Origin of the sequence: Nonlabens xiamenensis (genome assembly GCF_003865345.1) — a bacterium.
Taxonomy (GTDB): Bacteria; Bacteroidota; Bacteroidia; order Flavobacteriales; family Flavobacteriaceae; genus Nonlabens; species Nonlabens xiamenensis.
This window is the reverse complement of the sequence record NZ_RMVE01000002.1, coordinates 316,881-330,773: the sequence shown is the minus strand read 5'-3', so window position 1 is coordinate 330,773 and position 13,893 is coordinate 316,881. Positions and strand designations below refer to the sequence as shown.

General features: G+C 41.4%; 14 protein-coding genes. 9 read left to right on the top strand and 5 right to left on the bottom strand.

Annotated elements, in window-relative coordinates:
* Positions 1–203 precede the first annotated feature (203 nt).
* Positions 204–2,249 carry an NAD-dependent DNA ligase LigA gene (gene ligA / locus EGM47_RS06410; RefSeq protein WP_124979955.1) on the top strand — a complete coding sequence of 682 codons (2,046 nt, stop codon included), beginning with the start codon at positions 204–206 and terminating at the stop codon, positions 2,247–2,249.
* A 4-nt stretch (positions 2,250–2,253) separates the two neighbouring features.
* On the opposite strand, the gene EGM47_RS06405 is transcribed toward ligA, so the two are convergent.
* From EGM47_RS06405 to EGM47_RS06385, 5 genes are all read right to left on the bottom strand, one after another.
* Entirely contained in the window at positions 2,254–2,928 is a 675-nt protein-coding gene (locus EGM47_RS06405) for a hypothetical protein (protein WP_124979954.1), read from the bottom strand.
* Positions 2,929–2,933: 5 nt separating this feature from the next.
* A complete protein-coding gene (locus tag EGM47_RS06400; RefSeq protein WP_124979953.1) occupies positions 2,934–3,602 on the bottom strand; it encodes a hypothetical protein in 669 nt (222 codons plus the stop codon).
* The gene (locus EGM47_RS06395) at positions 3,602–4,213 is read right to left on the bottom strand and encodes a hypothetical protein (RefSeq protein WP_124979952.1); all 612 of its coding nucleotides are present in this window, start codon (positions 4,211–4,213) and stop codon (positions 3,602–3,604) included. Before EGM47_RS06395 ends, EGM47_RS06400 begins: the two co-directional genes overlap by 1 nt.
* A gap of 427 nt (positions 4,214–4,640) precedes the next feature.
* Positions 4,641–5,564, bottom strand: a complete 924-nt coding sequence (locus tag EGM47_RS06390; RefSeq protein ID WP_124979951.1) for a bifunctional metallophosphatase/5'-nucleotidase — start codon at positions 5,562–5,564, stop codon at positions 4,641–4,643.
* A gap of 27 nt (positions 5,565–5,591) precedes the next feature.
* The gene (locus tag EGM47_RS06385; RefSeq protein WP_124979950.1) at positions 5,592–6,419 is read right to left on the bottom strand and encodes a 5'-nucleotidase C-terminal domain-containing protein; all 828 of its coding nucleotides are present in this window, start codon (positions 6,417–6,419) and stop codon (positions 5,592–5,594) included.
* A gap of 66 nt (positions 6,420–6,485) precedes the next feature.
* Between EGM47_RS06385 and EGM47_RS06380 the strand changes: the two genes are divergently transcribed.
* From EGM47_RS06380 to EGM47_RS06345, 8 genes are all read left to right on the top strand, one after another.
* On the top strand, positions 6,486–7,013 hold the full coding sequence (locus EGM47_RS06380; protein ID WP_124979949.1) for a DUF6913 domain-containing protein: 528 nt from the start codon (positions 6,486–6,488) through the stop codon (positions 7,011–7,013).
* Between the two features lie 4 nt (positions 7,014–7,017).
* Positions 7,018–7,896: a 4-hydroxy-tetrahydrodipicolinate synthase gene (gene dapA, locus EGM47_RS06375; protein ID WP_124979948.1), complete on the top strand. Its 879-nt coding sequence runs from the start codon at positions 7,018–7,020 to the stop codon at positions 7,894–7,896.
* 77 nt (positions 7,897–7,973) lie between these two features.
* Positions 7,974–8,783 (top strand): outer membrane protein assembly factor BamD, encoded by an 810-nt coding sequence (locus EGM47_RS06370; protein WP_124979947.1) that lies wholly within the window; start codon positions 7,974–7,976, stop codon positions 8,781–8,783.
* A 5-nt stretch (positions 8,784–8,788) separates the two neighbouring features.
* Positions 8,789–9,112 (top strand): DNA-directed RNA polymerase subunit omega, encoded by a 324-nt coding sequence (locus EGM47_RS06365; protein ID WP_124979946.1) that lies wholly within the window; start codon positions 8,789–8,791, stop codon positions 9,110–9,112.
* Positions 9,113–9,118: 6 nt separating this feature from the next.
* On the top strand, positions 9,119–10,330 hold the full coding sequence (gene coaBC / locus EGM47_RS06360; protein ID WP_124979945.1) for a bifunctional phosphopantothenoylcysteine decarboxylase/phosphopantothenate--cysteine ligase CoaBC: 1,212 nt from the start codon (positions 9,119–9,121) through the stop codon (positions 10,328–10,330).
* On the top strand, positions 10,302–11,201 hold the full coding sequence (gene porD, locus EGM47_RS06355; RefSeq protein WP_124979944.1) for a type IX secretion system protein PorD: 900 nt from the start codon (positions 10,302–10,304) through the stop codon (positions 11,199–11,201). The genes coaBC and porD overlap by 29 nt, the downstream gene beginning before the upstream one ends.
* A gap of 84 nt (positions 11,202–11,285) precedes the next feature.
* Positions 11,286–12,965, top strand: coding sequence for a DNA repair protein RecN (recN, locus tag EGM47_RS06350; RefSeq protein WP_124979943.1), 1,680 nt, complete (start codon positions 11,286–11,288; stop codon positions 12,963–12,965).
* Positions 12,966–12,995: 30 nt separating this feature from the next.
* A complete protein-coding gene (locus EGM47_RS06345) occupies positions 12,996–13,802 on the top strand; it encodes an enoyl-ACP reductase FabI (RefSeq protein ID WP_124979942.1) in 807 nt (268 codons plus the stop codon).
* Positions 13,803–13,893 lie beyond the last annotated feature (91 nt).

Here is a 13,893-nt window from a genome sequence, read left to right as displayed (position 1 = left end):
TTGAAAGTGTAGTTATTTGATCCGCAATAAATTGATGAATTAAATATCACGAAATTTGGGATGTACAATCTTTGTGAATGATCAGCCCAGACTGTTGATATATCTGTTCTGGATTGACTGGTCAAGTGCTAGCAATCCTGTAAATTGCTGCTTAGTATTGTACAAAATAAATCAACACATCAAGCTAAAGTCGCTCGACACAAATGGATATAGAACAACAGATAAAAGCCCTGAGAGAGGAACTGCGTGCACACAACTACGCCTATTACACCCAGGATCAGTCTACAATTTCTGATTTTGAATTTGATAAAAAACTCGAACAATTACAGGCACTGGAAGCGGCAAATCCAGAGTTCTATGATCCCAACAGTCCGACTGTACGGGTAGGGGGAGAGGTAACCAAGAATTTTGAGACGGTGGTCCATGAATTCAGGATGTATTCGTTAGATAACAGTTATAGCAAACAGGATTTGCTCGAGTGGGAACAACGACTTAAACGTATTGTCGATGAGGATATTCAATATACCTGCGAACTCAAATACGATGGAGCGAGTATCAGTCTGAGGTATGAGGATGGCGCTTTCGCGAAAGCGGTTACTCGAGGAGACGGTACCCAAGGAGACGATGTCACCAATAACGTGCGTACGATCAAATCTGTTCCTTTGAAGTTGAAGGGACGTGACTGGCCACAAAAGTTTGAGATCAGGGGAGAGATCGTGTTACCCTGGGATGGTTTTAAAAAAATGAATGAAGATCGGGCAGCGCAAGGTTTAGAACTGTATAGGAATCCGCGAAACACGGCCAGTGGTAGTCTTAAATTACAGGATAGTACAGAAGTGGCCAAAAGACCTTTGGAGTGCCTGTTGTATCAGTTGGCTGGAACCAACCTACCTATACAAAACCAATATGCGGGACTGGAGTTGGCCAGAAAATGGGGGTTTAAAGTTCCGACCGCTTCCAGGCTGGTTAACTCGATGGAGGAAGTGCTGGAATTCATTGAGCAATGGGATAAAAAACGACATGAGCTACCTTATGAAACGGATGGGGTAGTCATTAAAGTGAACAGCCTGCAACAGCAAGAAGAATTGGGCTTTACCGCCAAGGCACCTCGCTGGGCCATGGCCTACAAATTTGCTGCAGAACAGGTCTCCACCCGATTGAAGTCCATTACCTTTCAAGTGGGGCGTACGGGTGCGATCACGCCAGTTGCCAATTTGGAACCTGTCGAAATTTCTGGTACAACAGTCAAAAGGGCCAGCCTACATAATGCTGATCAGATTGAAAAGCTGGACATCAGAATTGGCGATGAGGTATATGTAGAAAAAGGAGGGGAAATCATACCCAAGATCGTAGCTGTAGATCTTGCTAAGCGTCCAGAAGATTCGGTGCCAGCTGCCTATATTGAAGAGTGTCCAGAATGTCATACGGCACTTGTCAGGAAAGAGGGCGAAGCTTTGCATTATTGTCCAAACGAACAATCTTGTCCTCCACAGGTCAAAGGCCGTATCCAGCATTTTATTTCTAGGAAAGCCATGGATGTTGACGGTATAGGAAGTGAAACGGTAGATCAACTGGTAGAGGCTGGACTGATTAACAATTATGCTGATCTCTATGATCTTAAGGTAGAAGATGTGTTGCCCTTAGAGCGCATGGCTCAAAAAAGTGCTGAGAATATGATTAATGGTATCGAAGCTAGTAAACTGGTTCCTTTTGAAAGGGTTTTGTTTGCTTTAGGAATAAGGTATGTAGGTGAAACCGTTGCCAAAAAATTAGCCCGAAAATACAAGAGCATGCAAGCTTTAATGCAAATGCCAGAAGTAAATGAAGCAAGCTTATTTGAGCAAACTCATCCCGGAACTCAGCAAAAGCTTGAGGAATTGGCTGCCATTCCTGAAATTGGTACCCGTATAGCAGAAAGTGTGGTCGCCTTTATCTCAGATGAAAATAATCGTCATCTGATCAGTAGGTTACAGGAGTCAGGATTGCAGTTTTCACTGAGTCCGGAGCAGCTTGAGGGACAGACTGACCAATTGGCCGGTAAGACATTTGTAATCTCAGGCGTATTTGAAATGTCGCGCGCTGATCTTAAAAAAATGATTGAAAATAATGGCGGTAAGGTAGGAAGCTCCATTTCCTCTAAGACGGATTATTTGATTCGTGGAGAAAAAATGGGGCCGAGCAAGCTTACCAAGGCGGAGAAATTAGGTATACCCATGATCAGTGAACAAGAGTTCTTGGCTATGTTGTGATGTGTCAATTGTAGATCACAAAGAACCCTGGAAGCGTGGCGGCATTATTAATCTCGTTGTTGTTCATATCAACGGTGACGTCACCCTGATCCTTAATTACAAATCCACGTCTGAAGATAAAAACATTCAAAAAGATGTTGGCATTGGTAACGGCACCCGCCGGAGTTCTAAATGTGGAGTCTGTTCCAAAGGCTTGAAAGTGCCAAGTGGGAAAGCTAGCGCCCGAGGCGGTGTCAACATAGGCCCTTACGGTGTAGCCTTCTATGCGATCGTTAGCCACTGTGCTGCGCAATAGGATATTTTCATCATAATTGGCTTGTGTGAAATAAAAGCCTTGCACGGTCACTACGTATTTACTTACCGGGATTTTAGTGTCGTAAGACATCAGACCTGCAGAGTTCACATTTTGAAAGATGTACTGGCTATAATTGATTGGACCGTATTTGCTGACATCTATATCGTATTTCATGATGTCATTACTGGTACTTTGTACTAAGAGTTTTGCATTGTCTAAATTGGTGACTTCGCCAGGGTTCTCAAGATAAAAATCCCCATTGACCCTTAAGTTTCCATCTACTTCTGCCGTAGCTGGAGTGGTCGAATCATTAATCGTTAAGCCTTGTCCAGTAACTGGGAACACCCACAGGGAAATCAGTATGATTAAATAGTGTTTAGTCATATGGCTTAATTGGGAAGATTAGGTATCTCGCCCGGACCGGCAACACTGTCATAACTATTGCCCATGTCATGGGTTATGTCCGGTAATCCTCTGAAAAATGACCTAGCATAAATCACTAAGGTTAGGCGATACTCCAAACGATCTCCTGGTGGCAAATCCAGTTCTCTATTTTTAATTTCAAGGTGCCAAGTGCCTCCATCTTCAAACGCACGTACGGTAAAATCGCCTATGGTTTCGTTGGGTCCACTTCCGATAAGGGCCTTGTTGATCGCATCTCCGGTATAACTGAAATTGGCGATACCCACTAAATAGAGCGAACTTGGAATTCGTGTATTGACATCAGTGATGTTATCAGAACTGATATTGGTAAAATGATAATTAGCTACATTAATTGGAGCGATGGCAAGCCGGTCTGGATCAAGTTGTACCAATTGACCTTGAGCAACAGGTGTGGGAGCCAGAGCATTGGGAAGTTTGCGTACTAACAATTTAAAACCATCATCAGTAGCATTGACATTCTGAATGCTAGAGATATTTAGGTCATCAGTTACGATCACGCTTCCGTTGACATCAACAGCCTCTGTCGGGTTGACTGTATTGATACCAATTTGTGCTTGAGATTCCCCAATTACGAGAAGTATAAATAGTATTGAACAATTGAATAATTTTTTCATCAATCCACTATTGGGTTAACTGCACTGCCCGTAGTATTTCCAGTCATATCCACGGTCATGGAGGTATATTGTTTGGATAGGTTATTGGTAAAGATGAGCGTATTAATATTCCATTCGCCAATTAAGCTGGCGCTTTCATCTCTAGCAATTGGATAATTTGCCGTTAGATGCCAGGTCCCACCGCTGACAAACGCTGACGCATAAGGTATGCTATAGTCGCTGCCGTTAAGTTGGAGACGCTGGTTGTAAAATGAGGACACGATTACCACAACATATTTTGAGGCATCAATTTGCGTGTCAAAGTCCCTGACAAAATCCAACCCCGTATTCGTCAGAATATAGGTCTGCAAATATCCTAATCCAGGGCTAGTAGGTGTACTTAAATTTAAAGCTCTGACTTGATTGGTATTGTCTTGAACCACAAAGGTAGATGGTTCACCATCGGTGATATTTCTGGGATTGTCCAGTAATAATTGTCCGTTGACGGTCACAGAGCCATTTACCTCTAGGGTAGTGCGCGGATTATTGGTATTAATACCCACACCATTTTGGCCATAAGATGCTAAAGCGCCTAGCATAGATAACCAGAGGAAGAATGTAATTTTTTTCATTGTCGGCTAAGTGATTGTAGATCATTGGTAGGGGTTATGATCTTACATTCAAAGTTATTTTCTTTTCATGGTCAGAAAAAAAGTTAGTCCTAAGATATCCATCTTATCGATATCCAGTATCAGAAAATCGATGACATGAACAATTATCGCTAAAAATATTGGCTTACGTCGATTATTTGACTCTTCGAGTCCAGTATAACTTACTAGTATCGTGTAACTTCCCGTTATTTTTGAAAGAGAACTCAGGCTTAGTAGGTATGGCGATGGACAAAGCTTAAATTTTTTATAAAAGATTCACCAAGGAATGGTGTTTAAACTGTCTTATAGAAATTAGAAAAAAAAATATATGCCAATGAAATGATGGCTAGAAAGGGTGAATGACCCGCCCTGAAATTGCATTATCGTTTAAGCGATTTTTAGATCTTATTTAAATATTATAAACGATGTTGCCTCCAGCTTCCGTTTTACCTTCTTTGAAATAAAAGTCTACACGTCCTAAATTAATCCCGTAACAGCCTACTTGATTGACCAATACCTGATTGCCTTTAATATTAGTGACAATCTCTGGACGGTCCAGAAAGGTGTGTGTATGACCGCCAATGATCAAATCTATCCCTGAGGTAGCTTCGGCCAATTTGAGATCTGAGACTTTTTCATTCCGATAAGAATATCCCAGATGAGACATGCATATCACTAAATCACATTGTTCTTCTTCCTTCAGTATTCTTGCTTGATCTTGAGCAATTTCTATGGGGTCGATGTATTTTGTTTCCTTATAAAGTTTTGGATCTACGAGCCCTGTCAATTCAATTCCTAGACCGAATAGCCCGACGCGTACTCCATCAATTACGTATACTTTGTTTTGAACAGAATGACCGTCCATGATGGTATTGGCAAAGTCATAGTTGGAAATGACAAAGTCAAAATTGGCGTGAGGTAGTTGTTTGTATAAGCCATCGATACCATTGTCAAAATCATGGTTACCCAGTGTCGCTGCATCATACCCCATCATACTCATCAATTTAATTTCTAACTCGCCACCATAAAAGTTAAAGTAGGGTGTTCCCTGAAAAATATCTCCACAGTCCAATAGTAGCGTATTTGGATTCTCCTTGCGGATCTCGTTGATGGTATATGCTCTTCGTGCGACACCACCTTTACCTTGGTTTCTTCCGCTGGCAATAGGTTCAATATGGGAATGGGTATCATTAGTATGCAGGATGCTGATAGTCTTTAGCTCACCTGTCTCCTTTGTAGGTGAGGCCAAGCCACCGGCCAGTGCATGATTGGAAAACAGTGCTGCTCCTACCAAAGCGGAGCTGGATCGCTCAATAAATTTTCTTCTCTTCATAAGGCTCAATTGGTAATTTAACTGATTTTACAACTTGATAAATCTATCATCGGCCGAAGCCTTGATTGTATCAGTTTTCCTAAAATAATCGATCATAGCGTTACGGATCTTATAATCCAATCTTGTGATAGGACTTTCAGAGAAAAACACCATGTTATCCCCACCGTTATATAAATAATCACTGGTCGCTACATGGTATGTTTCACCTGCATTAATAGGTTTTCCATTTAAAAGAACCTCCTGCAATTGATCATTCTTATCCAACATTATTTTTAGGCCTTGAAAAGGGTGCGGTTTACTACTTTTGGTGAGGTAATCGACCATTTCCATTATCGCTGTTCCTTTTAATTGGGCCACAACGATCTGGTTCTCAAAAGGCATAACCTCATAAGCTGTTCGCATGGTGACCGGTCCCTCACTGATGGGTGCTCGAATTCCTCCATGGTTCAACAAGACTAGATCTATGTTGGATTTAATACGCTTTTGATATATAGGCGCAGCTTGTTCATACACTATGCGGGTCATCAGGTTGCCTATAGCTGTATTGTAGGGCGTATCATTCTTATGCATAGAAACAGGATTATATGCCAATGCTTCATTCATTTGTTGATCCAAAGACTTTTTATAAGGCTCAATAAAATTGGCTAATTCATCCACCTTTCCAGTGGTGCTGTCGATCGCAATTTGCTTGGCCTCTACTTTAGAAAGTTGCTGGACGTCTTTTCCGCATCCCACGACCAGGAGGGCCAAAATGACAATCCTGAAAATTTGAAATTTTCTAAGAAGAAGATGAAGGTTGAACCGATCAGTTCTTTGTGCCATCATCCGGGAATAACTATTTGTTTTTCTTTGCATTTTCTATACATATTTACCCAGGTAACTCTGTTCGATATACTACTTTTGCTGAAGTAGTAAAAGTAAATGATTTTTGACGGTTTAAAACAAGCTTGGCTCAGGAAACAGTTTGCCCAATTAGAAAAAAGGCATGGTGATCCACTGCTGCAATGGCCTCAGAACTTAGTGGTGATTGTGGATCAATGTCATGCGAATTTACTGGATCAGTTGCACGCAAATATTCATCGATTAAATATTGAAAAAACAGCAATATCTTGGGTACAGGTCTTACAAAGCGGGGAACCTCAAAACGCAGTACTTCACGGTGGTAATATGTTCAGAATCGATGAAAAAAAAATATTGAAATGGACGGGTGGTTTAAATGATGAAAATGTTAAGAGATTGCTCGAAGAGGATTTTGACCTGCAAATTAATGTATGCCATGAGCCTTCACCGGCCTTAACTTTTTTTACAACTGCTTTGAAATCCAAATGTAAGGTAGGGCATCCGGATCACGACAGCCTTACCTATGACTTGGCTGTTAACGTTCCCTTAACTCAGCCAGAGGCCTTATTCAACGAAATTGCCAAATATTTAAAAATACTTACCTCATAATAAAATGCAGGAATTGATAGGAACTGGTGTGGCCCTGGTCACCCCTTTTGACGAAAAGAACAATGTTGACCATGATGCGTTGACCCAGCTGGTGGAATACCAGGTGGAGAATGGAATCGACTATCTGGTGGTCTTGGGTACCACTGGTGAGAGTGTAACCTTGAACAAGGAAGAGAAAAAATCCGTCGTTGAAACCATCAAAAACGCCAACAATGGTAGATTACCTCTCGTTCTTGGTGTCGGTGGAAATGATACTGCCGCGGTGATGAAAGAAATGCAGGAGTTGGAATCAGATGGGTTCACTGCGATTCTTTCTGTTTCTCCAGCCTACAACAAGCCGAGTCAAGAAGGAATATATCAACACTTTAAAACCTTGGCAGAGGTAAGTCCGCTGCCCATTATTCTTTACAACGTTCCTGGAAGAACAGGGTCTAATATGGCCGTGGAAACCGTGGTCAGGCTAGCAGATTTAGAGCAAATCGTTGCCATCAAAGAGGCTGCAGGAAACTTGGATCAGGCGATGAAAATGATCCAATACACTTCCAAAGATTTTCTGGTTATTTCTGGAGATGATATGGTTGCCAATGCCATTACTTTGGCAGGTGGGGCAGGAGTGATCTCAGTGATCGGTCAAGCAATTGCTCAGGATTTTTCTGATATGATCCGCTATGCTTTAAATGGTGATGTAGCCGAATCCTATGAGTTGCATTATCGTATCGCAGGGAGTATAGACATGATTTTTGAGGAAGGTAATCCAGCAGGCATTAAGGCCTTACTCAATCACATGGATTTGTGTAGTCCAATGGTACGTTTGCCTTTGGTTCCAGCCACGCAAGACCTCACAGAACGTTTGGGAGCCTACTGGCAATTATACCAGAAATAGGAAGGAAGCGTTAACCAGTGTGAATGCGCTGTTTTTTCTATTGGAAAAAACTACATTTGCATTCCTTAAAATCTCTTATGAAGAATTTTGTTTTTGCCCTGGCCGCCGCCATGGTTATTTGTAGTTGTGGATCGTATCAAAAGGCCTTAAAGTCTGATGATGTAGCTGTTAAAACTGCTATGATTGATACGTTGTTTGCTAAAGGAAAATACGGCAAAAGTCTAGCGTTGTTTGAACAAATCATTCCGGTTTATCGAGGTACAGATAGTGCTGCACCTATGGCTATCAAATATGCCAAAGCTTTATATGAAGATCGCAGTTACGTCAATAGTGCGTACCAATACGAACGTTTTATCCAATCCCACCCAACCAACCCCAATCGGGAATATGCTGCATTTATGGCTGGTAAAAGTCACTACCATATGTCTCCGGTATACTCCAAAGATCAAACCGATACCTATACGGCACTGAGCAAATTACAAGACTATATCAATGTTTACCCCAATGGTCAATATGCCACAGAGGCCAACGCACTGATTGATGAATTGAGGTTAAAGCTTGATAAAAAAGCTTATGAAGTGGGTAAGCAGTACCACAGGTTTGGCAACTTCCGAGGAGGGTATATTTCGGCGATTGCTAGTTTTGAGAACTTTATTATCAATCACCCAGGTTCAGAGTATCAAGACGACGCTCAGTTCTACTTACTTGATTCACAGTATAATTATGCGATTAACAGTTTTAGTGATTTAGTGCCTGAAAGACTTGCTGTTGCTAAGAAATATTATGATACCTTTGCAAATCGTTATCCCGATAGTGAATACAAGGAAGAAGCAGATGAAATCCTTGAAAAAATCGAGGATTACTATAATTCAATTTCAAGCAATTAAATACCATGGATACTAAAAATCTTACAGCGCCCAATACTACGATCACCTACAACCGTGATGATATTACTTCTCCGACTGGGAATATGTATGAGGCCATTTCCATTATTGCCAAACGTGCTGAGCAGATCAATACGGATGTTAAAGAAGAATTGATCGAAAAACTTGAAGAATTTGCCACCTACAATGATTCTCTTGAGGAAATTTTTGAGAATAAAGAGCAAATTGAGGTGTCCAAATTCTATGAGCGTTTGCCAAAACCCACTGCTATTGCAGTAGAAGAATGGTTAGAAGGTAAAATCTATCACAGGGATACCAGTAAACCTGAATAATTCTTTATGTCTGTATTGCGCGGTAAAAAAATATTACTAGGAGTCACTGGTGGTATTGCCGCTTATAAAACAACTTATCTGGTGCGCCTGCTTGTAAAAGCGGGCGCTTCTGTTAAAGTAGTAATGACTCCTGCTGCAAGAGATTTTGTCACTCCCTTGAGTCTTTCTACGCTTTCTAAAAATCCGGTAGTATCTCACTTCACCGATGAAGAGGATGAAAATGATACTTGGAACAATCATGTGGAACTGGGTTTGTGGTCAGACCTTATGATCATCGCCCCTGCTACGGCCAACACTTTAAGTAAAATGGTGTCGGGTAATATTGATAACCTCCTACTGGCGGTCTATTGTAGCGCCAAATGTCCAGTTTACTTTGCTCCAGCCATGGATTTGGATATGTATAAACATCCCTCTACCCAACACAATTTTGATCGCTTAGAAGCCTATGGCAATCATATGATCCCTAGTGGTGAGGGAGAACTTGCGAGTGGACTCTCAGGTAAGGGCCGTATGGCTGAACCTGAAGAGATTATTGATTTTATTCAACTCCATATAGAATCCAGGCTCCCGCTTAAAGGTAGAAAATGTATGGTCACCGCCGGTCCTACCCACGAGCGCATCGATCCAGTACGTTTTATTGGTAATCATAGCAGTGGGAAAATGGGGGTTGCTGTGGCCTTGGAATTGGCAGCAAAGGGAAGTGAAGTGATTTTGATTATGGGACCTAGTGCTGTTAATGTTGAGCATGAATTAATCAAGCGAGTAGATGTGACAAGTGCTCAAGATATGTATGATGCGGTTCATCAAAATCTTACCGATATACATGTAGCGATTTTTAGTGCGGCCGTGGCAGACTATAGACCCGCAACTCCAGCAGAACAGAAAATAAAAAAGCAATCGGAAACGTTAACATTGGATCTGGTGAAGAATCCAGACATCCTGGCCAGTGTGGGGGCGATGAAAAACAAACCATTTTTGGTAGGATTTGCATTAGAGACTGAAAATGAATTAGATCACGCTTTCGCGAAAGCGGAAAAAAAGCAAACGGATTTATTGATACTCAACTCCATGCGGGATAAAGGCGCTGGTTTTGGAAAGGATACCAATAAAATATCCATCATTGATAAAAATAAAAATGTCAAGGCCTTTGATACCAAATTAAAGGCTGAGGTAGCAAAAGATATCGTAGATGAAATTATTAAACAAATGGGTTTGTAGCGCCCTTGTTCTCTTCGGAGGTCTACTACAGGCTCAAGAATTGAATATGACCGTACAGGTCAACGCTCAGAATGTGGCCCAGCCTGATCAGTCTATTTTCAAGACGTTGGAAACATCCATGCAAGAATTCTTGAACAATACAAAATGGACCGACCAAAAGTTCAAAGAGGAAGAACGCATTAACGCATCACTAGTTTTTGTAGTGACCAGTTATGACAATGATCGTTTTCAGGGTAATTTTCAGGTGTCGGTTTCTCGTCCCGTGTACAATGCTACTTATACTACACCAATTTTCAACTATAAAGACAATGACATCGCATTTGAATACATAGAGTATGCGCCACTTTTTTATAATGCCAATCAATACGAAAACAATCTTATATCGCTGATCACTTTTTATGCTTATACCATTTTGGGCTTGGATGGTGATACGTTTTCTTATCAGGGAGGACAGGAGTATCATCTGGAAGCTAGAAATATTGTTAACCTTGCCCAATCTAATCAAGGTGCCAAGGGATGGAAACCCAATGATGGTCTGATTTCTAGGTACAGACTCAACGACGATATGCTTTCAGATACTTATAAAGAGTATCGCCAGGTCATGTACGACTATCATCTTAAAGGATTGGACACCTTTGCCAAAGATCCTAAGGCCGGAAAAATCCTATTGCAAAAACATATTGCTAAACTTGAAGAATTAAACAACCGCCGTCCTAATAGTTTGCTTCAACGCATATTTTTTGACGCTAAGGCAGATGAAATCGTGCGGGTCTACTCTTCTGGACCTACTGTCGACATCAGAACTTTAAAAAACCTACTCCAGAAATTGGCGCCTAATCAATCTTCTAAATGGCGTAATATTAAGGTGTAAAGGCTTTTTTTGATTGTCTGATTTTGACTAGTTTTATGCGGTGTTAATGGCCCTTACACCAGGCTTAAAAAATATACTCTAGCATTGCTGAAACAAATTCATATTGAGAATTTTGCCCTGATAGATCAATTGGACCTAGACCTTCAAGGGGATTTGACCATTATCACTGGAGAGACCGGTGCAGGTAAGTCTATCCTTTTAGGTGCACTGGGGCTGGTATTGGGACAACGGGCTGACTTAACTGCTGTGCGTGACACAAGTCGTAAATGTGTTATAGAAGCGCAATTTGACATTCAGGCCTTAGGACTACAGGATTTATTTGAAGTTGAAGATCTGGATTATGAATCCGTAACCTTTGTGCGTAGAGAAATCCTCCCCTCTGGTAAAAGCAGGGCATTTGTGAATGATACGCCTGTCAATCTGGCCCAATTGACCGCTTTGGGGAAAAGACTGATTGATATACATTCACAGCATCAAACGATGAGTTTGGCCAAAGGTGATTTTCAAATGGAGGTGCTTGATGCTTATGTCATGGAGCAAACAAAAAAGTCTCAACAACCATCCGCCCAATTATTATCGCTTTACAAAGCATCTCTTATAGAATTCCGTCAGCATCAACATGAATACAATCAGCTGGTTGATCAACAGGCACAATTCTCTCGCGACCTGGATTACAATTCCTACCTGTTAGAAGAATTAGAATCTGCAAAACTGGATGAGCTTGACCAAGATGCTTTGGAACAGGAGCGGGATCAGCTGGGGAACATAGAAACCATAACTGCAACATTGCAAGAGGTTTCAGCTGGGTTGGGTATGGATGAGCAAGGGAGTTTGGATCAGATGCGTCTTCTGTCCCAACGTATGGGCTCCATCGTTTCCTACTCTTCAGATTTTGCTGAATTGCGTGACCGACTATCCTCTGTACTGTTAGAGCTAGAGGATATTCATCAGGAAATTGGACAGCAAGAAAATCGATTGGAACCAGATCCTGGCCGGTTAGAAACGGTAGATGCGCAGCTGACAATTCTGGAGAATTTGTTGAGAAAACACCAGACCTCTGATGTCAATGAACTAAAGCAATTGAGGGATCAACTGGCTGATAAGGTTTTTGAGACTCATGGTTTAGAGGAGAAAATCAAAACCATACAGCGTGAGCTTGAACAGGATAAGATAAAGCTGAAAGACCTATCCTATCAACTGCGTCAACTAAGAGAAGGTCAAATTCCTAACATAGAATCCGAAATATTGGAGACCGTGAGACAGTTAGGGATGCCAGATGCGCAATTCAAAGTCGTTATGAATGAAACCGATCAATACACGGATTCAGGATTAGACCAGGTGGAATTTCTATTTACTGCCAACAAAGGGACAACTCTTCTCAGTTTGGATAAAGCAGCCTCTGGAGGTGAATTGTCCAGGTTGATGCTGGCCATTAAGGCAATGTTGTCTAGGTGCAAACAATTACCTACCATTATTTTTGATGAAATTGATACAGGAGTAAGTGGTGCGATCGCCGATAAGATGGCACACATTATGAAACAAATGAGTCAGGATATGCAGGTAATTGCTATCACACACCTACCCCAAATTGCGGCTGCTGGGAAAGACCATTTGATGGTCAGGAAGAGAAATCTCGATTCGAAGACTATCAGTGAGTTGATCAGGCTAGATGAGGCAACCAGATTAGAGGAAATCGCTCAAATGTTGAGTGGTGGAATTGTATCGGATGCGGCGAGGGAAAATGCGCGAGCCCTCCTCAATTAGTTTTATATATTTGTGACCTAATCATTAACTATGTCTTACAATTTACTTAAAGGAAAGAAAGGTATCATATTTGGCGCTTTGGATGAGAATTCCATTGCGTGGAAAACAGCTCAATTGGCCCACAAAGAAGGCGCTCAATTTGTGTTGACTAATGCCCCAGTTGCTATGCGTATGGGGCAAATTAAACAACTATCTGAAGAGACTGGCAGTGAGATTATACCTGCTGATGCAACCAATCTTGAAGATCTCGAGAACTTGGTAACAAGATCTACAGAGATATTGGGCGGGAAACTTGATTTTGTCCTTCACTCTATTGGGATGAGTATCAATGTACGTAAGGGTAATCATTATACAAACCAGAATTACAATTACACTGAAAAAGGATGGGATGTGAGCGCAGTGTCTTTCCACAAAGTCATGCAGACCCTTCATAAAAACGATGCCATGAATGAGTGGGGAAGTATTGTGGCCTTAACTTACATGGCCGCACAACGTACCTTTCCAGACTACAATGATATGGCCGATAATAAGGCCTATCTGGAATCTATTGCTCGCAGCTTCGGATACTTCTTTGGCAAAGACAAAAAGGTACGTGTAAATACTATATCACAGTCGCCTACACCTACCACCGCTGGAAGTGGCGTGAAAGGCTTTGATGGTTTCCTAAGCTATGCCGAAAAAATGAGTCCGCTTGGAAATGCGACAGCACAGGATTGCGCAGAATATACGATGACATTGTTCTCTGATTACACAAGAAAGGTTACTATGCAGAACCTTTTTCACGATGGTGGTTTCTCCAATACAGGGGTAAGCCAGGAAGTTATTGAAAAATTTTAAGGACACTTATAAAATCAGTTGAAAAGCCATGTCAGTTGACATGGCTTTCTTTTGATCTGTTTTGACTGTGCAATTAATAACGAGTAATTCT

Coding starts and splice junctions, on each gene's coding strand:
- EGM47_RS06390 (WP_124979951.1), bottom strand. CDS start 5,564: ATGAAGAGAAGAAAATTTATTGAGCGATCCAGCTCCGCTTTGGTAGGA.
- ligA (WP_124979955.1), top strand. CDS start 204: ATGGATATAGAACAACAGATAAAAGCCCTGAGAGAGGAACTGCGTGCA.
- porD (WP_124979944.1), top strand. CDS start 10,302: ATGAAATTATTAAACAAATGGGTTTGTAGCGCCCTTGTTCTCTTCGGA.
- coaBC (WP_124979945.1), top strand. CDS start 9,119: ATGTCTGTATTGCGCGGTAAAAAAATATTACTAGGAGTCACTGGTGGT.
- EGM47_RS06365 (WP_124979946.1), top strand. CDS start 8,789: ATGGATACTAAAAATCTTACAGCGCCCAATACTACGATCACCTACAAC.
- dapA (WP_124979948.1), top strand. CDS start 7,018: ATGCAGGAATTGATAGGAACTGGTGTGGCCCTGGTCACCCCTTTTGAC.
- EGM47_RS06345 (WP_124979942.1), top strand. CDS start 12,996: ATGTCTTACAATTTACTTAAAGGAAAGAAAGGTATCATATTTGGCGCT.
- EGM47_RS06395 (WP_124979952.1), bottom strand. CDS start 4,213: ATGAAAAAAATTACATTCTTCCTCTGGTTATCTATGCTAGGCGCTTTA.
- EGM47_RS06370 (WP_124979947.1), top strand. CDS start 7,974: ATGAAGAATTTTGTTTTTGCCCTGGCCGCCGCCATGGTTATTTGTAGT.
- EGM47_RS06405 (WP_124979954.1), bottom strand. CDS start 2,928: ATGACTAAACACTATTTAATCATACTGATTTCCCTGTGGGTGTTCCCA.
- EGM47_RS06380 (WP_124979949.1), top strand. CDS start 6,486: ATGATTTTTGACGGTTTAAAACAAGCTTGGCTCAGGAAACAGTTTGCC.
- EGM47_RS06385 (WP_124979950.1), bottom strand. CDS start 6,419: ATGCAAAGAAAAACAAATAGTTATTCCCGGATGATGGCACAAAGAACT.
- EGM47_RS06400 (WP_124979953.1), bottom strand. CDS start 3,602: ATGAAAAAATTATTCAATTGTTCAATACTATTTATACTTCTCGTAATT.